Here is an 18,508-nt window from a genome sequence, read left to right as displayed (position 1 = left end):
TGAGGGCCTATAGCTCAGTCGGTTAGAGCAGAGGACTCATAATCCTTTGGTCCACGGTTCGAGTCCGTGTGGGCCCACCAGATACGACAAAGCCGCGCGATTGCGCGGTTTTTTCATGTCTGTCGTTCAGGCGGAGAATCACTCTCGTTTCTTCGGGGCATGCCCGGTCGCCTCATTTGCGAAACTTGCAGGCAGGTGGCGCAGCCTCCAAACATAAGCGGTCTTGTGGGAGCGGCCAGCTGTGACTGCCCTTGCTCTGGCCTGCACTGGCTGGCTAGGCTAGCGGGCCAACCGTAGAGACTCGCCATGTCGGATTCCCGCTCCATCACGCTGGATGAAATCGATCGCCAGCTGATCGCCCTGCTGCAGATCAACGCCCGCGAAAGCGTCGCCACCCTCGCCCGCCAGCTTGGCATCGCCCGCACCACCGTCAACTCGCGCCTGGAGCGGCTGGAGAAGAACAAGGTCATCTCCGGCTATGGCGTGCGCCTGGGCCAGCGGGTGATGGGCGGTGGGCTGCAGGCCTACGTGGGGATCAAGGTGCAGCCGCGCTCGGGCAAGGAGGTAGTGCGGCGCCTGAGTGCCATGGGCCAGGTGCAGCAGCTGTGCGCAGTGAGCGGCGAGTTCGACTATGTGGCCTGGCTGCGCACGGATTCGCCCGAGCAACTGGACCAGCTGCTCGACCAGATCGGCAGTGTCGACGGGGTGGAGAAGACCACCACGTCGATCATTCTCAGCAGCAAGGTGGACCGCGGGCAGCCGCTCTGAACTCGCTGGCAGTCAGGCTTCCTGGCCGTCGAGCAGGCCTTCCAGAATCGCCGCAAGGCTTTCGGCGGAATGCTGCATCGACCAGACGATGTCACGGCTGCGCTCGGGGGCGTGGTGTTGGGCATAGTCGGTGGCGACTTGATTGATGCCACGGGCCAGCAGACAGGCGTGGACCAGGGCGTCGGCTGCATCGATGCCGGGGCGGATGGCGAATAGCGGTGGGTGGCTGGATTCGCAGTTGCAGAAGGTTTTTTCTGCGGTGGGTTTCAGTTTTTCGGGCTGGTCGGGATCTGTCTTCTTCATGATGCAATTTCCAAATTGGGTCTTGAGGAAACCGCCTACCAACTCCTTCTCACGGGAAATAGGTGGCAGCCATGCACGGGGTGAGAACCGGCCAACTTGGAAATCCGGCCAGGCCAAAGCCTGCCCGCGCACGGCTGCCATGACATAAGCCTTGGTGCGAAGTTGAAGATGGGTTCTCACACCCAGTCGCCCGAACAGCAGCGACCCTGTGACGTTAACCCTGAGGCATTTCCCACGCAGCCAGACCGAGGCTATGGCGGGCGTAGGGTAATTCTTTAAATCCTGGCATGGGTGTAGGAACTGTCTGATCACCGCCTTCCAAAACGCGCAGATGTCAGGCCGACAGGTCGCATGAAGGTTACCAGGTGCTTGCCTTGCGATTTGCAAGGCCTATGCGATCGAGCGCCGCCCGCGCGGCGCATCGCGAGCTGCGCTCGCTCCTACGTTTGTTTCGGGCCAGTTATTCCTGGGGGATTTGCGCGCGAACGCGTTGGCGCATGACGCGACATCGTGTGGTACGAACCAGGCGGTCGCGCGCGTTGGCGCAGGCGTTACTGGCCCGAAACAAACGTAGGAGCGAGCGCAGCTCGCGATGCGCCGCGCGGGCGGCGCTCGATCGCATAGGCACCACAAACCTTAAGACAATAACCTCGTCTAAAAGAACATAAAAATTATCATTTCGACGAAAAAAACTACATTAAGACAACACTCTGCACCTTAATAACGAACGCCCCACTCCCTAAAATGGCCACCAGGCATCTCCTATACTCAGGCTCCGCACCTGCGCAGCCCCTCTGGCAAGGTCACTTCATGAACAAGAAAAACCGCCACCCCGCCGATGGCAAAAAGCCCATCACCATCTTCGGCCCGGACTTCCCCTTCGCCTTCGACGACTGGCTGGAACACCCGGCAGGCCTGGGCAGCATCCCGGCCGAGCGCCATGGTGAAGAAGTGGCCATCGTCGGTGCCGGTATCGCCGGCCTGGTGGCGGCCTACGAGCTGATGAAGCTGGGCCTCAAGCCGGTAGTGTACGAGGCCTCCAAGCTGGGTGGCCGGCTGCGCTCGCAAGCCTTCAACGGCACCGACGGGATCATCGCCGAGCTGGGTGGCATGCGCTTCCCGGTGTCGTCCACCGCCTTCTACCACTACGTGGACAAGCTGGGCCTGGAGACCAAACCCTTCCCCAACCCGCTGACCCCGGCCTCGGGCAGCACGGTGATCGACCTGGAAGGCCAGACCTACTACGCCGAAAAACCCACCGACCTGCCCAAGCTGTTCCAGGAAGTAGCCGACGCCTGGGCCGACGCGCTGGAAAGCGGTGCCCAGTTCGCCGACATCCAGCAGGCCATCCGCGACCGTGACGTACCACGCCTGAAAGCGCTGTGGAACAAGCTGGTACCGCTGTGGGACGACCGCACGTTCTACGACTTCGTCGCCACCTCGCGCTCGTTCGCCCAACTGAGCTTCCAGCACCGCGAAGTGTTCGGCCAGGTCGGCTTCGGCACCGGCGGCTGGGACTCGGACTTCCCCAACTCGATGCTGGAAATCTTCCGTGTGGTAATGACCAACTGCGACGACCACCAACATCTGGTAGTCGGCGGTGTGGAGCAGGTACCGCAAGGCATCTGGCGCCATGTGCCGGAGCGCTGCATACATTGGCCGGAAGGCACCAGCCTGAGCGCACTGCATGGCGGCGCACCGCGTACCGGGGTCAAACGCATCGCCCGCGCCGCCGATGGCCGCCTGGCGGTCACCGATAACTGGGGCGACACCCGGCACTACAGTGCGGTGCTCGCCACCTGCCAGACCTGGCTGCTGACCACCCAGATCGACTGCGAGGAATCGCTGTTCTCGCAAAAAATGTGGATGGCCCTGGACCGCACCCGCTACATGCAGTCGTCGAAAACCTTCGTCATGGTCGACCGCCCGTTCTGGAAGGACAAGGACCCGGAAACCGGCCGCGACCTGATGAGCATGACCCTCACCGATCGCCTCACCCGTGGCACCTACCTGTTCGACAACGGCAACGACAAGCCGGGGGTGATCTGCCTGTCGTACTCGTGGATGAGCGACGCACTGAAGATGCTGCCGCACCCGGTGGAAAAACGCGTGCAGCTGGCCCTGGATGCACTGAAGAAAATCTACCCGAAGACCGACATCGCCGGGCACATCATCGGCGACCCGATCACCGTTTCCTGGGAGGCCGACCCGCACTTCCTCGGCGCCTTCAAGGGCGCGCTGCCGGGCCACTACCGCTACAACCAGCGCATGTACGCGCACTTCATGCAGCAGGACATGCCTGCCGAGCAGCGCGGCATGTTCATCGCCGGTGACGACGTGTCATGGACGCCGGCCTGGGTGGAAGGCGCGGTACAGACATCGCTGAATGCGGTGTGGGGTATCATGAATCACTTCGGTGGCCGCACCCACCCGGACAACCCCGGCCCGGGCGACGTGTTCGACGAAATCGGCCCGATTGCCCTGCCGGACTGAGACAAGGAGGCAACATGCGCATCGCTCTGTTCCAGGGCGCGCCCAAGCCACTGGACGTGCCCGGCAACCTGCAACGGTTGCGCCATCAGGCGCAACTGGCGGCCGAACGCGGCGCCCGGCTGCTGGTGTGCCCGGAGATGTTCCTGACCGGCTACAACATCGGCCTGGCCCAGGTCGAGCGCCTGGCCGAGGCCGACGATGGCCCGGCGGCCATGGTGGTGGTGGAGATCGCCCAGGCGCACCGCATCGCCATCGTCTACGGCTACCCGGAGCGCGGCGAAGACGGCGCGATCTACAACAGTGTGCAGTTGATCGACGCGCATGGCCGCAGCCTGAGCAACTATCGCAAGACCCACCTGTTCGGCGAGCTGGACCGCTCGATGTTCAGCGCAGGTTCCGACCATTTCCCGGTGGTGGAGCTGGATGGCTGGAAGGTCGGCCTGCTGATCTGCTACGACATCGAGTTCCCGGAAAACGCCCGGCGCCTGGCACTGGGCGGCGCCGAGCTGATCCTGGTGCCGACGGCGAACATGGCGCCGTACGACTTCATTTGCCAGGTGACCGTGAGGGCGCGGGCGCAGGAGAACCAGTGCTACCTGGTGTATGCCAACTATTGCGGCGCGGAAGGCGAGATCCAGTATTGCGGGCAGAGCAGCATCATCGGCCCGGATGGCAGCCTGCTGGCCATGGCCGGGCGGGACGAATGCCAGTTGCTGGCGGAGCTGGAGCATGAGCGTGTGGTGCAGGGGCGGGCGGCGTTTCCTTACCTGAGCGATCTGCGCCAGGAGCTGCACCTGCGTAAAGGCTGACAGGGGCCGCTGTGCGGCCCATTCGCGGGTAAACCCGCTCCCACAGGGTAAATCACAGGTTCTGAAAGCTGTGCAGTGCCTGTGGGAGCGGGTTTACCCGCGAATGGGCCGGCCCTGCAAACAAATGGGTTAGCATGGACAGCAGTTACCGGAGCTCCCATGCCTGACGCCACCCGCCACCTCACCCTCGCCAACGGCCTGCAGCTGACCCTGCGCCATGCCCCGCGCCTGAAGCGCTCGGCCGCCGCACTGCGGGTGCACGCGGGCAGCCACGACGCGCCGGGCAAATGGCCTGGCTTGGCCCACTTCCTGGAGCACCTGTTCTTCCTCGGCACCCCGCGCTTCCCTCTGGACGACGGCCTGATGCGCTACGTGCAGGCCCTCGGTGGCCAGGTCAATGCCAGCACCCGCGAACGCACCACCGACTTTTTCTTCGAGGTCCCACCCAGCGCCCTGGCCGGCGGGGTGGAGCGCCTGTGCCAGATGCTGGCCGAGCCTGACCTTGGCATCGCGCAGCAATGCCGCGAACGCGAAGTAATCCATGCCGAGTTCATTGCCTGGTCGCGCAGCCCGCAGGCCCAGCAACAGTTCGCCTTGCTGCAAGCCGCAGCGCCCGGCCATCCGCTGAGCGCTTTTCATGCCGGTAACCGCTACACCCTGGCCTTGCAGGATCCTGCCTTCCAGCAAGCACTCGATGGCTTTCACCAGCGCTTCTACCAAGGTGGCCAGGTCACCTTGAGCCTGTGCGGCCCACAATCGCTGGATGAACTGGAAATACTGGGCCGCCAGCATGCCGAGCTGTTCGCAACAGGTGAACGGGTGCCACAAGCTCTACCACCGCCATTGTCGGCGACCGACACGCCCCTGCTCTTTAGCCACGAAAACCTGCCGGTGGGTGCCGAGCAGGCCCTTGAGTTGTTGATCGCCTGCCTCGGCGATAGCCGCCCGGGCACCTGGCTGGATGCGCTTCGCCAGCGTGGCTGGCTGCAAGGGTTCAAGGCCGAGGCGCTGTATGCCTTCGCCGGGCAGCTGCTGTGGCACATCGACCTGAAGCTCGGCGAGGACGCCTGCCCAGAGGAGGCCGATGCCCTGTTGCAGGGTTGGTTTGGCTTCATCCGCCAAGCCGAACCTGAGCAATTGAATGCCGAGTTCGAACTGCTGCAGCAAAGCCGCGAACGCAGCGCCAGCGCGCTTGAACTGGCCCGCCGGGACAGCGCCGGCCAGCCGTTCGCCGGGCTGGATACACAAGGCTTGCAGGCCCTTCGTGCCCTGCTGGAGAGCCTGCCGGGCCGCAAGCACGGGCACTGGCAGCTGCCCGCTATAGACCCCTTGCTCCTGGCCGACTTGGCCGTTGCCAGGGCGCAGCCGCTGCCCGCGGCACTGAAGGTCAGCGACCAGCTGCCTGACGCTCGTCAGTACGCCGCGCTGTACCTGCGCTGGCATGTCCCTTCGCCCTTGCGCCAGCACCTGCATGCGCTGCTCGAACGTGCCTTGCACCCCATGCAGGAGCGCTGTGAGCGCGTCTCGGTGCAGCTGCAGTTCAGTACTGCTGGCGAATACTGGCAGCTGCGCTGCGCCGGGCTGCCGGCAGCGGTGCTGCGCACTATGGAACAGGCCTTGGCACTGATGCTCAAGCCCCCGGCAGGCAGCTGGCTGCCTGGTTCGGCGCAGCCTCCGGCACTGATCCCCCTACGCGCCCTGCTCAAACAACTGCCCGACGCCGTGCTGGGCGCCACGCCTGCACCCGTTGCGGCCTGCCCCCTGGCACAGACGCAACTCGACAGCCTGTGGCAGCAGGCACGCTGGCACGGCCTGGCTGCAGGCTTCGACGATGCCGCCCTGAACGCATTGGGCACTGTAATGCAGCACTGCCCTGGCCAAGGCTCGGCGCCAGACCCTCTGCCCGCCTGGGCCAACCGCCGTTGGCAACATGCCAAAGTACCCGGCAGTGAACATGCCCTGCTGTTGTTCTGCCCACTGCCGGCGGCCATGGAAGCCGCTGGCCGCCTGCTCGCCCAGGTGCTGCAAGGGCCGGTTTTCCAACGGCTGCGGGTAGAACTGCAACTTGGCTATGCGGTATTCAGTACCTTTCGTCAGGTCGAGGGTGTCGGTGGTCTGCTGTTCGGGGTCCAGTCGCCTCATGCCAGCCAGGTACAGATCCTCGACCACCTGCTCACCTTGCTGCGCCAGGGCGTTACCCTCGCCCCTGCCGCTCGCCAGGCCCTGGCCGGGCAATTCGATGAGCCGGCAATGGGCAATGCCGAAGTCGCCGAATGGGCGTGGCAGACATACCTGGCCACACAACCCGGCAGGCTGGATGCGCTGCGCAGATCTATCCTGCATACGCAGCAGACGGATCTGGACCACCTGCTGGGCCACCTGCTCGGTACAGGTTCCACTTGGCTATGCCTGGCCAACACTGCCGCACCAGATGCTTCCTGGCTGGGCTCGCCCCCCTGATTGTTACGAAAACTGCAAGGGACTTTTCGAATAATTAACCTTTCGGTACAAATTTTTCTTGTAAGATAGCGCAATCTCAACCATGGGAACCTCCAGGCAATGGCGGTACCCAAGTAGTAGCTGACAAACCCACCCCCTCATCCGGAAGGAGTAATTCCATGTGGACCAAACCTGCATACACTGATCTGCGCATCGGCTTCGAAGTCACCATGTACTTCGCCAACCGCTAAGCCCGGCTTACGGTTCAACGCCTCGGCCTGCCGGGGCGTTTTCGTTTTTCGCTACGGTTTTCTGCAGAGAGAGTGCCCATGTACATCCAGGTTCTCGGTTCCGCCGCCGGCGGCGGGTTCCCACAGTGGAACTGCAACTGCGTCAACTGCAAGGGCTTGCGTGACGGCACCCTGCGGGCCACGCCGCGCACCCAGTCGTCCATCGCCCTGTCCGACGATGGCGTGCACTGGGTACTGTGCAATGCCTCGCCCGACATCCGCGCCCAGCTCCAGGCCTTTGCGCCGATGCAGCCGGCCCGTGCCCTGCGCGACAGCGGCATCAACGCCATCATCCTGCTGGACAGCCAGATCGACCACACCACCGGCCTGCTCAGCCTGCGCGAAGGCTGCCCGCACCAGGTGTGGTGCACCGACATGGTCCACCAGGACCTGACCACCGGCTTCCCGCTGTTCAACATGCTCAGCCACTGGAACGGCGGCCTGCAATGGCACCGCATCGAGCTGGAAGGCAGCTTCGTCATCGACGCCTGCCCCAACCTGCGCTTTACCCCGTTCCCCCTGCGCAGCGCCGCACCGCCCTACTCGCCACACCGCTTCGACCCACACCCGGGCGATAACCTTGGCCTGCTGGTCGAGGACACCCGCACCGGCGGCAAGCTGTTCTACGCCCCGGGCCTGGGCCAGGTGGACGACAAGCTGCTGACGATGATGCACGGCGCCGACTGCCTGCTGGTCGACGGCACCCTGTGGGAGGATGATGAAATGCAGCGCCGTGGCGTGGGTACCCGCACCGGCCGCGAGATGGGCCACCTGGCGCAGAACGGCCCCGGCGGCATGCTGGAAGTGCTCGATGGCTTCCCGCGCCAGCGCAAGGTACTTATCCACATCAACAACACCAACCCGATTCTCGATGAAGACTCGCCCGAGCGTGCCGAAGTGCTGCGCCGGGGCGTGGAAGTGGCCTTCGATGGCATGAGTATCGAGTTGTAACGACCAGATCGCACACGCAAACCCGCTCCCCCAGCGGGCCGCGCCGAGACTCAGCTTTACAGGAGCCAGCCGAATGAGCGACGCACTGCCAATGTCCCCTGCCGAATTCGAGCAGGCCCTGCGCGCCAAGGGCGCCTACTATCACATTCATCACCCGTATCACGTGGCGATGTACCAGGGCCGCGCCACCCGCGAACAGATCCAGGGCTGGGTGGCCAACCGCTTCTACTACCAGGTCAACATCCCGATGAAGGATGCCGCGATCCTGGCCAACTGCCCGGACCGCGAAGTGCGCCGCGAGTGGATCCAGCGCCTGCTCGACCACGACGGCGCGCCCGGTGAGGATGGCGGCATCGAGGCCTGGCTGCGCCTCGGCCAGGCCGTGGGCCTGGACCCCGACCAGCTGCGCAGCCAGGAGCTGGTGCTGCCCGGGGTGCGCTTCGCGGTCGACGCCTACGTCAACTTCGCCCGCCGCGCCAGCTGGCAGGAAGCGGCCAGCAGTTCGCTGACCGAGCTGTTCGCCCCGCAGATCCACCAATCGCGCCTGGACAGCTGGCCGCAGCACTACCCGTGGATCGACCCGGCCGGCTACGAATACTTCCGCACCCGCCTGGGCCAGGCCCGGCGTGACGTGGAGCACGGCCTGGCGATTACCCTGCAGCACTACACCACCCGCGCAGGCCAGGAGCGTATGCTGGAAATATTGCAGTTCAAGCTGGATATCCTGTGGAGCATGCTCGACGCCATGAGCATGGCCTACGAGCTGAACCGCCCACCCTATCACTCCGTCACCCAGGAACGGGTGTGGCACAAAGGGATCACCCTATGAGTTTCAACCGTCATCAAGTGCCGAACTGGCGCCCCGGCTACCGCTTCCAGTACGAGCCGGCGCAAAAAGGCCATGTGCTGCTGTACCCCGAGGGCATGATCAAGCTCAACGACAGCGCCGCCCTGATCGGTGGCCTGATCGACGGCCAACGCGACGTTGCCGCGATCATTAGCGAACTCGAACAACAGTTCCCCGGTGTCCCGGAAGTGGCCGACGACATCGAGCAGTTCATGGAGGTGGCCCGTGCCGAACACTGGATCGTCCTCGCCTGAGTTACCGCCCACGCCCGCGGTCGGCCTGCCGCTATGGCTGCTGGCCGAGCTGACCTACCGTTGCCCGCTACAGTGCCCGTACTGCTCCAACCCGCTGGACTTCGCCGCCCAGGGCCAGGAGCTGAGCACCGCGCAGTGGTTCAAGGTGATGGCCGAAGCCCGGCAAATGGGTGCCGCGCAAATCGGCTTTTCCGGCGGAGAACCGTTGGTACGCCAGGACCTCGCCGAACTGATCGGCGAGGCCCGCCGGCTGGGCTACTACACCAACCTGATCACCTCGGGCATCGGCCTGACCGAGGCGCGCATCGCCGACTTCAAGAAGGCCGGCCTGGACCATATCCAGATCAGCTTCCAGGCCAGCGACGAGCAGGTCAACAACTTGCTGGCCGGCTCGAAGAAGGCCTTTGCGCAAAAGCTGGAAATGGCCCGTGCGGTGAAGGCTCACGGCTACCCGATGGTGCTCAACTTCGTCACCCACCGGCACAACATCGACAAGATCGACCGCATCATCGAGCTGTGCATCGCCCTGGAGGCTGACTTCGTCGAGCTTGCCACCTGCCAGTTCTACGGCTGGGCCCACCTCAATCGCCTGGGCCTGCTGCCGACCCGCGCGCAGCTCGAACGGGCCGAACGCATTACCAACGAGTACCGGGACAAGCTCAAGGCCGAGGGCAACCCGTGCAAGCTGATCTTCGTCACCCCGGACTACTACGAGGAACGCCCCAAAGCCTGCATGAATGGCTGGGGCAGCCTGTTTCTCACCATCACCCCGGACGGCACCGCACTCCCCTGCCATGGCGCGCGCCAGTTGCCGGTGCAGTTCCCCAACGTGCGCGACCACGACCTGCACCACATCTGGTACGAGTCGTTCGGCTTCAACCGCTTCCGAGGCTATGAGTGGATGCCCGAACCGTGCCGCTCCTGCGACGAGAAGGAAAAGGATTTCGGCGGCTGCCGCTGCCAGGCCTTCATGCTCACCGGCGATGCCAGCAACACCGACCCGGTGTGCGCCAAGTCGGCCGATCACGGCATCATCCTCAAAGCCCGCGAGGAGGCAGAAAGCGCCCAGCTCACCATTGAACAGATGACCTTCCGCAATGAGCGAAACTCCCGTGTCATCGTCCGCGGCTGAATTCAGCGCGGCCCAGGCAGTTGCCGCCGGCACCGACTTCGCCGAACTCAAGGTCAGCGCCGCGGGGCTGTTCTGGAATGAGTTCCGCCCGGCCGATGGAGCCTGTCGCATCTGGCACTGGCAGCACCAGCAGGCCCGCTGCCTGACCCCCGATGGCTTCAGCGCGCGTAGCCGGGTGTACGAATACGGCGGTGGCAGTTTTTGCCTGGGTGGTGACGGGTTGCTGTTCGTCAACGAAATGGACCAGCAGGTCTATACCCAATCCCTGGAAGGCGCGGTACCGCGGGCCCTGACCGGTGCTGCCAGTTGCCGCTACGGCGATGTGCAGTGGCATGACGGCCTGGTGCTGGCGGTCGAGGAACAGCATGGCGAACGGGTCGAGCATCGTCTGGTCGCCTTGGCTGAACATACCCGCGAAGTGCTCGCCGAGGGTGCCGACTTCTATGCCTCGCCTACGGTGAGTGCCGATGGCCTGCGCCTGGCGTGGGTCGAATGGGACCGCCCGGCACAACCCTGGACCGTCACCCGGCTGATGTGCCGCACACGTGATGCCAGTGGCCACTGGGGGCCGGCGCAATGTGTGGCCGCGGCTGACGAATCGCTCCAGCAGCCGCGCTTCGATAGCGAAGGCCGCCTCTACTGCCTGTCCGACCGCAATGGCTTCTGGCAACCCTGGGGCGAGGTCGATGGCCGCTGGCAGGCCTTGCCTGCCGAGCCTGCGGACCACGCTGCGGCGCCCTGGCAACTGGGCGCCAGCACCTGGCTGGCGCAAGGGCCGCAAAGCTATCTGGCCAGCTGGTTCGAAGACGGCTTCGGCCAACTGGGGCTGCGCACTGCCGATGGCCGCCTGGAGCGTTTCGCCAGCGCCTACACGCGTTTTCGCAGCCTGGCCATGGATGCCGAACACCTGTACGCCATTGCCGCCTCGCCGATCAGCCCGCCTGCGGTCATCGCCATCGCCCGCAGCAACCACGAGGTCAGCGTGTTGGCCGGTGGCGCCGACGTGCTGCCGGCAAGGCATATCAGCCTGCCACAGTCGATCCACTACGGCAGTGACGGTCACCGCGCCCACGGTTTTTTCTACCCGGCAGCCCGCTCGCAAGAGGCCGCGCCGCTGGTGGTGTTCATCCATGGCGGGCCGACTTCGGCCTGTTATCCCGTGCTCGACCCGCGCATCCAGTACTGGACCCAACGCGGCTTCGCCGTCGCCGACCTCAACTACCGGGGCAGCACCGGCTATGGCCGGGAATACCGCCAAGCCCTGCACCTGCGCTGGGGCGAAAGCGATGTGGCCGATGCTTGCGCAGCGGTGGATTACCTGGCCGGACGTGGGTTGATCGACCGCCGCAAGGCGTTCATCCGCGGCGGTAGCGCGGGCGGCTACACCACCCTGTGCGCTCTGGCATTCCATGATGTATTTCGCGCCGGCGCCAGCCTGTACGGGGTCAGCGACCCGGTTGCCCTGGGCCGGGCCACGCACAAGTTCGAAGGGGACTACCTGGACTGGCTGATCGGCGACCCGCTGCAGGACGCCGAGCGCTATCGCCAGCGTACGCCGCTGCTGCATGCGGGGCAGATCAAGGTGCCGGTCATTTTCTTCCAGGGTGAGCTGGATGCGGTGGTGGTGCCGGAGCAGACGCGATCGATGCTGGCGGCGTTGCAGGCTAACGGGATCGAGGCTGAAGGGCACTTCTATGCCGGGGAGCGGCACGGGTTCCGCAAGGCGGAGAACCTGGCGCATGCACTGGAAGAAGAATGGAAATTCTATTGCCGGGTGTTGGGCGGCTGAGATTCCGGGGCCGCTTGGCGGCCCTTTCGCGACACAAGGCCGCTCCCACAAGCGACCGCGCAAACCCGAATGTGGCGCTGTACCTGTGGGAGCGGCCTTGCGTCGCGAAAGGGCTGCACAGCAGCCCCAGCGATGTCACCGCTTGGCGATGATGTACACCGCATGCACGATCCCGGGAATGTACCCCAGCAAGGTCAGCAGAATATTCAGCCAGAACGCCCCGCCAAACCCCACCTGCAGGAACACGCCCAGCGGCGGCAGGATGATGGCGATGATGATGCGTATGAAGTCCATGCGAGTCTCTCCTGAAGGGGTTACATCAGAGACTAGCCGTCTACCACAGAGGTTCAACAGGCAAAAAAAAACGCCCCGGGCCGAATGAAGCAGGCCAAGGGCGATGCGCAGGAACGCCAGACGGTTCGTAGAATTCTCGGTGTGCCCAGGCCGCTAGGCCGGTACTTCGCGGCGGGCCTGCTGCCGGGCGTGCAGGCGGGTGAAGGCGCGGGCCAGGCGCAGCAGCATTTCGTCGATGTTGCCCTTGCTCACGGTCAGTGCTGGCGAAAAGCGCAGCACATCCGCCTGCGGTGCGTTGAGCAACAGGCCTTCGTGCAGGGCCGCCGCCACCAGCTCGCGGGCCAGGTTTTCTTTCAGCTGCAGGGCCCACAGCAGGCCTTGCCCGCGCACTTCGCCCTGGCCATAACGCCCGGCCAGCCGGCTCAGGCCCTCGCGCAGGTGGCGGCCGTTGTCCTGCACCTGTGCGAAGAAGCCAGGCTCCAGCACGGTATCCAGTACGGCCAGGCCGGCTGCGCACATCAGCGCGTTGCCGTGGTGGCTACCTTCCAGTTCGCCAGACTCGGCGCAGCACGCCGTGCCCCGGGCCAGCAAGGCCGCCAGCGGCACGCCAGCGCCCAGGCCCTTGCCCAGGGTGATGATGTCGGCGCGCACGCCGTAGGTTTCTTCGGCCAGCAGCGCGCCACAGCGGCCGATGCCGGTCTGCACCTCGTCGAGGATCAGCAGGATGCCCAGTTCGCGGCACAGCGTTTCCACACCCTTGAGGTATTCCTGCGTGGCCGGGATGACACCCGCCTCACCCTGGATCGGCTCGAGCATGATCGCCACGGTGCGCGAGTCCACCTCGGCGTGCAGCGCCGCCAGGTCGTTGAACGGCACCTTGCTGAAGCCCGGCAGGCCCGGCTCGCAACGGTTGCACGGCAGCGGGTCGGACGCCGACAACGCGCCCAGGCTGCGGCCATGGCAGGCCTGGCTGGCGGTGATGATGTGATAGGCACCGTTGCGGTGCAGCTGGCCCCACTTGCGCGCCAGCTTGATCGCGCCTTCGCAGGCTTCGGCGCCGCTGTTGAGCAGGTAGGCCTGGTCGCTGCCGGTGCTCTGGCACAGGCGGTTGGCCAGCGCCAGCAGGCCACGGCTGTGGAAGCCCGAGCCCGGGTTGATCAACGCCTGGGCCTGGTTGCCCAGCGCTTTCACCAGCACGCTGGGGCTGTGGCCCAGGCTGTTGACCGCCCCCCCCTGGGTGAAGTCCAGGTAGGCATGCCCTTCGTTGTCCCACAACCACGAGCCCTGGCCACGCACGAACACCTGCGCTGCGCGTTCGGTACTGGGCATCAGGCGCTCATGCGACAGCTGCGGCGCTTCCGGCACGATCACCGGCGCACGCTTGGGCTCGGCAACGGCGGCAGAGGCCGGGCGGCGCAGCTTGAACAGGTTCATCAGGGCTCCAACCAATCACGATAAAGGGCGGCCACGGTGCGGTCTGGGTGCCGGCACTCGATATTTTGCCTTGCCTATCAAAAGTGTTTTTCATCCGGGGTAACAATCGACCGATTCATCGCTGTAACCCGCTGGAATACGGCGATAGACTAGGCTTCGCGAAGGTTTTCGACCATTTCGTTTTTCCAGCATTTTCGATAAGCATTACTTATGGATTTTCGCCAACTGCGTTATTTCGTCGCGGTGTATGAAGAAGGCCACGTGGGCCGCGCCGCCGAGCGCCTGTCGCTGTCCCAGCCGGCGCTTTCCCAGCAGATCCGCCAGCTGGAACACAGCCTTGACCTGAGCCTGTTCGAGCGCAGCAACAAGCGCCTGCTGCCGACACTGGCCGCCCATACCCTGTACAACCACGCCCTGCCGCTGCTCGACGGCCTGCAGCGCGCCCACGAGGCCATGCGCAACTTCAAGGGCCAGTCCCTACGTACGCTGGCCATCGGCGTGCTGCAGACCGTGCGGCCGAGCCTGGTGCCACAGCTGCTCGAACGCCTGCGCAGGGCACAGCCGCACCTCGTGGTGCAGATCTACGAATTGTCGGGGCTGGAGATCGAACGGCGCTTGCTCAACGGCAGCCTGGACATCGGTATCAGCTACCTGCCGCCACGCCAGCCGGGGCTGCATGGCCTGCTGCTGTACGAAGACGAGCTGCAATTGGTCATCCCTGCTACCCACCCGCTGAAGGACTTCAAGAAGGTCTCTATCCGCCAGGCCGCCGAGTTGCCCATGCTGATGCTCGGTGAGGAATTCCAGATTCGCCAGATCTGGCAGGCGCAGCTGGCCAGCCAAGGGCGTCGGCCACAGGTGCAGGCCGAGATGAACAACATGGCGGGGATTCTCGACAGCCTGGCCCATACCGCGCTGGCCACCATCCTGCCGGGGCGGGCCAAGGAGGCTGCCGAAGATGATCAGGGGCTGCTGTGGAAGCCATTGAGCGAGCCGCGGGTACCGCTGAAGGTTGGCCTGGTGTTCCGCGATGCCCAACGCCAGCAGGCCTCTGTGGAGCTGCTGCGCACGCTGCTGGAGGAAGAGACGGACGCCCGCCTGCTGGGTACATCACCGCTGGATGTGCTGGGCTGAAAAACACACGCACAAAGAAAACCCCGCCGAAGCGGGGTTTCCCAGACTGTTTCCCTGTGACATCCGTATCGCCCCACCATCCTGGCAGGCGTCCTTCGTCGTCATCCTTGATCTGTCCTTTGCGCTTCCTGCGCAACGTCCATGTGGTAAAGATTAACCGTGGATCCAATCTGAGAACAGTGGTGAAAAGTCACCACGTTGTGTAGGAAAAGGCTTACAAAGGGGATTCATTCCCGAATTTGGCAAATCTGCCACCTGTACCGGCCCGATCGCCGGCAAGCCAGCTCCCACAGGGATAGCGCATGGCTTGAGGCCAGCGAGGTCGGGGTGGGGATTGGGCTGCGCAGCAGCCCAAAAGCGTCAGAACTGCTCGGCATCCAGCAGATACAGCGACTCACTCCCCGCCTTAACCGAGGCGACCAGCGAATCCACCCGCGGCAGCAACCGCGCAAAGTAGAATCGCGCCGTGCCCAGCTTGCCCGAGTAGAACGCCTCGTCCCCCTCACCCGCCTTGGCCGCCCGCGCCATCAACGCCCACATGTAGGCATAGGCGACATAACCAAAGGCATGCAGGTACTCGACCGACGCCGCGCCGATTTCATTCGGGTTGCCCTTGGCCTGCTCCAGCACCCACTCGGTCAGCCCGTCGAGTTGATCGAGACAAGTACCCAACGGCTTGGCAAATTCATCCAGCTCGCTACCCGCGCTGGCAATGAACTGGCGAATCTCGTCGGAGAACAGCCGGTAGTACGCCCCACCACTGGCCACCACCTTGCGCCCCATCAGGTCGAGGGCCTGGATGCCGTTGGTGCCTTCGTAGATCTGCGTAATACGCACATCGCGCACCAGTTGCTCCTGGCCCCATTCACGGATGTAGCCATGCCCGCCGAACACCTGCTGACCGTGCACCGCGCACTCCAGGCCCAGGTCGGTGAGGAAGGCCTTGGCCACCGGCGTCAGCAGTGCCACCAGCTCTTCGCTGCGCTTGCGCACGCTGGCGTCTTCGCTGTACTTGGCACTGTCCAGCTGCATGGCCACGTAGCTGGAGAAGGCACGGCCACCCTCGATCAGCGCCTTCATGGTCAGCAGCATGCGGCGCACGTCCGGATGGACGATGATCGGGTCGGCCGCCTTGTCCTTGGCTTGCGGCCCGGTCGGGGCGCGGCTCTGCAGGCGGTCGCGGGCGTACTCCACGGCGTTCTGGTAAGAACGCTCGGCCGAGGCCAGACCCTGGATACCAACACCCAGGCGCTCGTAGTTCATCATGGTGAACATGGCCGCCAGGCCCTTGTTCGGCTCCCCGACGATGTAGCCGACCGCTTCGTCGAAATTCATCACGCAAGTGGCCGAAGCCTGGATACCCATCTTGTGCTCGATCGAGCCACAGGTGGCCGGGTTGCGTGCACCCAGGCTGCCATCTTCGTTAACCAGGAACTTCGGCACCAGGAACAGCGAAATGCCTTTCGGCCCTGCCGGTGCGTCAGGCAGCTTCGCCAGCACCAGGTGGATGATGTTCTCGGTCAGGTCGTGCTCGCCACCGGTGATGAAGATCTTGGTGCCGCTGACCTTGTAGCTGCCGTCGGCCTGGGGCTCGGCCTTGGTGCGGATGATACCCAGGTCGGTACCGGCGTGCGGCTCGGTCAGGCACATGGAGCCGGCCCACACGCCGGCGTACATGTTGGGCAGGTATTTTTCCTTCAGCGCTTCACTGGCGTGAGCATTGATCGACAGGCAGGCGCCGGCAGTCAGCATCGGATACAGGCCGAAGGACAGGCTGGAGGCGTTGACCATTTCCTCGACCTGGGCCGAGATGACCTTGGGCATGCCCATGCCGCCGAACAGCGGGTCGCCGCCCACGCCCACCCAACCGCCTTCGGCGTAGGTGTCGTAGGCCTCGCTGAAACCGGCCGGTGTGCGCACTGCGCCATTGTCCCAGTGGCAGCCCTCTTCATCCGCGGCGCGACTGAGCGGCGCAATGGATTTGGCTGTGACCTTGCCAGCCTCTTCCAGCACCGCCATGGCCGTGTCGGCATCGACAACCTCGGCCAGCGCGGGCAACTGCGCCCACTGCTCGGCCACGTTGAAGACTTCATTCAGTACGAAGCGCATGTCGCGCAGGGGCGCTTTATATTCAGCCATGACAACCTCTCGCTAGTCGGGTCGGGGCGGTCTCGGGGAACCGCGACACTGGGTTACAGGCAGTGTAACCGAACAACTTTTACGAGACATAGGGTCATCACTAGACTGAATAGTCAATTACGGTCACGCCGTGCGCACTGCCCCACGCTGCGATTGTTGCCCATGCACCATGACACAATTGCGCCCCGCGCCCTTGGCGCTGTACAGCGCCTGGTCGGCGGATTTCAACACGGCCTCGGGGTTACGATGATCGGCCTGGCGCTCGGCCACGCCGATGCTGATGGTGACCGACACCGTGCCGGCACTGCTGCCCGCCCGCCGCTGGCGCCCGGCGGTATCGTCCTGCGGGCGGTTGTGCTGGTCACGCAGGTGCATCACGTAGTTGGCGATCACTTCGCGCACGGCCTCCACATGCGGTACGCATTCCTCGGCGCTCTTGCCGGCGAAAACCAGGGCGAACTCTTCGCCACCATAACGGTAGGCCCGGCCACCGCCGGTAACCTTGGACAGGCGGCTGGCGACCAGCCGCAGCACTTGGTCGCCGACGTCGTGGCCGTGGGTGTCGTTGAATTTCTTGAAGTGGTCGACATCGGTCATGGCGATCACATAGTTGCGCCCCAGGCGCTGCATGCGCTCGTTCAGCGCACGGCGCCCCGGCAGGCCGGTCAGTTCGTCGCGGAAGGCCATCTGGTAGGCCTCGTGCGCCACCGCCGCGGCGATCATCAGCATTACCTGGCTGCACATGATGTTCAGGGTGAACGGCAGGATGAAGGTTTGCGGCAGCATCCAGAAGATGCCCAGCAAGCCCGTCACCTGCGCAGCGTGCAACGGCCGTGGCGCGCGCAGATATTGCACCACCAGCAGGATGAACACGCCGAGGAACAGCGGGTAGACCATCTGGATCAGGCTCATCCACTGGCCATGCAAGGTTGGCCAGCGGATTTCCGCCAACCAGGTCAGCAACGCCTCGGGGTAGCTTTGCTCCAGGGCCACCGCCACGCTGCCGACGGCAAACAGCACGGCGCCACGGGCGACCAGGTCCTGCAGCAGATGGGTGCGCTCCTGCCAGGCACCATACAGCCCGAACAGGGCGGGCAGCAGCAGGCACACCAGGTGGAAGATCACCGCCGCGTCCTCGCGCACGCGACCATGGTCACGGTAGAAGTCGGTCTGGGTGTCGAGCAGGTAGTAGGCGATGTACACCGTGAGCATCAGGAACAGCTCGCGCTGGCGACGGTACACCGCGCAGTAGGCACCGCCAAGCAACAGGACCAAAGTGGGGAGGACGTTGAACAGCGAAGTGAAAAAGACACTGAGGTCTCTCACATAGGCTGCGGCGAGCCCTGCCAGCAACAAGAACAGCGACGGCAGGAAGTGGCTTGCGCGAACAGCGTTAAGACGAAACAAGGGTAATCTCCAACCCGGCAGATCA

The 18,508-nt window shown here is 64.4% G+C and carries 16 protein-coding genes and 1 tRNA gene; 12 read left to right on the top strand and 5 right to left on the bottom strand.

The window, feature by feature from the left end:
* The first annotated feature begins 3 nt into the window (after window positions 1-3).
* A tRNA-Ile gene (locus FQ664_RS02365) sits at window positions 4-80 on the top strand.
* Window positions 81-306: 226 nt separating this feature from the next.
* Window positions 307-768 carry an Lrp/AsnC family transcriptional regulator gene (locus tag FQ664_RS02360; RefSeq protein ID WP_015268712.1) on the top strand — a complete coding sequence of 154 codons (462 nt, stop codon included), beginning with the start codon at window positions 307-309 and terminating at the stop codon, window positions 766-768.
* A 12-nt stretch (window positions 769-780) separates the two neighbouring features.
* On the opposite strand, the gene FQ664_RS02355 is transcribed toward FQ664_RS02360, so the two are convergent.
* A complete protein-coding gene (locus FQ664_RS02355) occupies window positions 781-1,212 on the bottom strand; it encodes a hypothetical protein (protein WP_256675803.1) in 432 nt (143 codons plus the stop codon).
* Window positions 1,213-1,881: 669 nt separating this feature from the next.
* On the opposite strand from FQ664_RS02355, the gene FQ664_RS02350 reads away from it, so the two are divergent.
* The 9 genes from FQ664_RS02350 (at window position 1,882) to FQ664_RS02305 (ending at window position 12,075) form a co-directional block, all read left to right on the top strand.
* The gene (locus FQ664_RS02350; protein ID WP_144170279.1) at window positions 1,882-3,564 is read left to right on the top strand and encodes a flavin monoamine oxidase family protein; all 1,683 of its coding nucleotides are present in this window, start codon (window positions 1,882-1,884) and stop codon (window positions 3,562-3,564) included.
* A gap of 14 nt (window positions 3,565-3,578) precedes the next feature.
* Entirely contained in the window at window positions 3,579-4,373 is a 795-nt protein-coding gene (locus FQ664_RS02345) for a carbon-nitrogen hydrolase family protein (protein ID WP_144170278.1), read from the top strand.
* A gap of 159 nt (window positions 4,374-4,532) precedes the next feature.
* Window positions 4,533-6,833 (top strand): pyrroloquinoline quinone biosynthesis protein PqqF, encoded by a 2,301-nt coding sequence (pqqF, locus tag FQ664_RS02335; protein WP_144170276.1) that lies wholly within the window; start codon window positions 4,533-4,535, stop codon window positions 6,831-6,833.
* A 158-nt stretch (window positions 6,834-6,991) separates the two neighbouring features.
* On the top strand, window positions 6,992-7,063 hold the full coding sequence (pqqA, locus tag FQ664_RS02330) for a pyrroloquinoline quinone precursor peptide PqqA (protein WP_003243383.1): 72 nt from the start codon (window positions 6,992-6,994) through the stop codon (window positions 7,061-7,063).
* 78 nt (window positions 7,064-7,141) lie between these two features.
* The gene (gene pqqB, locus FQ664_RS02325) at window positions 7,142-8,053 is read left to right on the top strand and encodes a pyrroloquinoline quinone biosynthesis protein PqqB (protein WP_144170275.1); all 912 of its coding nucleotides are present in this window, start codon (window positions 7,142-7,144) and stop codon (window positions 8,051-8,053) included.
* Between the two features lie 73 nt (window positions 8,054-8,126).
* Window positions 8,127-8,882, top strand: a complete 756-nt coding sequence (gene pqqC / locus FQ664_RS02320; protein WP_003255592.1) for a pyrroloquinoline-quinone synthase PqqC — start codon at window positions 8,127-8,129, stop codon at window positions 8,880-8,882.
* On the top strand, window positions 8,879-9,154 hold the full coding sequence (gene pqqD, locus FQ664_RS02315) for a pyrroloquinoline quinone biosynthesis peptide chaperone PqqD (protein WP_144170274.1): 276 nt from the start codon (window positions 8,879-8,881) through the stop codon (window positions 9,152-9,154). The genes pqqC and pqqD overlap by 4 nt, the downstream gene beginning before the upstream one ends.
* The gene (pqqE, locus tag FQ664_RS02310) at window positions 9,126-10,286 is read left to right on the top strand and encodes a pyrroloquinoline quinone biosynthesis protein PqqE (RefSeq protein ID WP_144170273.1); all 1,161 of its coding nucleotides are present in this window, start codon (window positions 9,126-9,128) and stop codon (window positions 10,284-10,286) included. The genes pqqD and pqqE overlap by 29 nt, the downstream gene beginning before the upstream one ends.
* The gene (locus FQ664_RS02305) at window positions 10,252-12,075 is read left to right on the top strand and encodes an alpha/beta hydrolase family protein (protein ID WP_144170272.1); all 1,824 of its coding nucleotides are present in this window, start codon (window positions 10,252-10,254) and stop codon (window positions 12,073-12,075) included. The genes pqqE and FQ664_RS02305 overlap by 35 nt, the downstream gene beginning before the upstream one ends.
* Window positions 12,076-12,210: 135 nt before the next feature.
* Here FQ664_RS02305 and FQ664_RS02295 read toward each other — a convergent pair whose 3' ends face one another.
* Both FQ664_RS02295 and FQ664_RS02290 read right to left on the bottom strand, forming a co-directional pair.
* Entirely contained in the window at window positions 12,211-12,369 is a 159-nt protein-coding gene (locus FQ664_RS02295) for a YqaE/Pmp3 family membrane protein (RefSeq protein WP_009681539.1), read from the bottom strand.
* Window positions 12,370-12,522: 153 nt separating this feature from the next.
* Window positions 12,523-13,803: an aspartate aminotransferase family protein gene (locus FQ664_RS02290; protein WP_144170270.1), complete on the bottom strand. Its 1,281-nt coding sequence runs from the start codon at window positions 13,801-13,803 to the stop codon at window positions 12,523-12,525.
* 210 nt (window positions 13,804-14,013) lie between these two features.
* On the opposite strand from FQ664_RS02290, the gene FQ664_RS02285 reads away from it, so the two are divergent.
* Complete coding sequence (locus FQ664_RS02285; protein WP_144170269.1) at window positions 14,014-14,937, top strand: LysR family transcriptional regulator; 924 nt, start codon at window positions 14,014-14,016, stop codon at window positions 14,935-14,937.
* Between the two features lie 360 nt (window positions 14,938-15,297).
* Here FQ664_RS02285 and FQ664_RS02280 read toward each other — a convergent pair whose 3' ends face one another.
* Window positions 15,298-17,076, bottom strand: coding sequence for an acyl-CoA dehydrogenase C-terminal domain-containing protein (locus tag FQ664_RS02280; protein WP_144170268.1), 1,779 nt, complete (start codon window positions 17,074-17,076; stop codon window positions 15,298-15,300).
* A 123-nt stretch (window positions 17,077-17,199) separates the two neighbouring features.
* Window positions 17,200-18,483 (bottom strand): GGDEF domain-containing protein, encoded by a 1,284-nt coding sequence (locus tag FQ664_RS02275; RefSeq protein WP_144170267.1) that lies wholly within the window; start codon window positions 18,481-18,483, stop codon window positions 17,200-17,202.
* Between the last annotated feature and the right edge of the window lie 25 nt (window positions 18,484-18,508).

The organism is Pseudomonas persica, assembly GCF_900291015.1.
In the GTDB taxonomy this organism is placed as follows: Bacteria; Pseudomonadota; Gammaproteobacteria; order Pseudomonadales; family Pseudomonadaceae; genus Aquipseudomonas.
Note: the sequence above shows the minus strand (reverse complement) of the source record. Positions and strands in the feature narration are given on the sequence as shown.

Bases quoted from the DNA above. Each gene is read 5' to 3' on its own strand.
- pqqC (WP_003255592.1), top strand. From the start codon at position 8,127: ATGAGCGACGCACTGCCAATGTCCCCTGCCGAATTCGAGCAGGCCCTG.
- FQ664_RS02345 (WP_144170278.1), top strand. From the start codon at position 3,579: ATGCGCATCGCTCTGTTCCAGGGCGCGCCCAAGCCACTGGACGTGCCC.
- FQ664_RS02290 (WP_144170270.1), bottom strand. From the start codon at position 13,803: ATGAACCTGTTCAAGCTGCGCCGCCCGGCCTCTGCCGCCGTTGCCGAG.
- FQ664_RS02280 (WP_144170268.1), bottom strand. From the start codon at position 17,076: ATGGCTGAATATAAAGCGCCCCTGCGCGACATGCGCTTCGTACTGAAT.
- FQ664_RS02360 (WP_015268712.1), top strand. From the start codon at position 307: ATGTCGGATTCCCGCTCCATCACGCTGGATGAAATCGATCGCCAGCTG.
- pqqD (WP_144170274.1), top strand. From the start codon at position 8,879: ATGAGTTTCAACCGTCATCAAGTGCCGAACTGGCGCCCCGGCTACCGC.
- FQ664_RS02285 (WP_144170269.1), top strand. From the start codon at position 14,014: ATGGATTTTCGCCAACTGCGTTATTTCGTCGCGGTGTATGAAGAAGGC.
- FQ664_RS02355 (WP_256675803.1), bottom strand. From the start codon at position 1,212: ATGGCAGCCGTGCGCGGGCAGGCTTTGGCCTGGCCGGATTTCCAAGTT.
- pqqB (WP_144170275.1), top strand. From the start codon at position 7,142: ATGTACATCCAGGTTCTCGGTTCCGCCGCCGGCGGCGGGTTCCCACAG.
- FQ664_RS02295 (WP_009681539.1), bottom strand. From the start codon at position 12,369: ATGGACTTCATACGCATCATCATCGCCATCATCCTGCCGCCGCTGGGC.
- FQ664_RS02305 (WP_144170272.1), top strand. From the start codon at position 10,252: ATGAGCGAAACTCCCGTGTCATCGTCCGCGGCTGAATTCAGCGCGGCC.
- FQ664_RS02350 (WP_144170279.1), top strand. From the start codon at position 1,882: ATGAACAAGAAAAACCGCCACCCCGCCGATGGCAAAAAGCCCATCACC.
- pqqF (WP_144170276.1), top strand. From the start codon at position 4,533: ATGCCTGACGCCACCCGCCACCTCACCCTCGCCAACGGCCTGCAGCTG.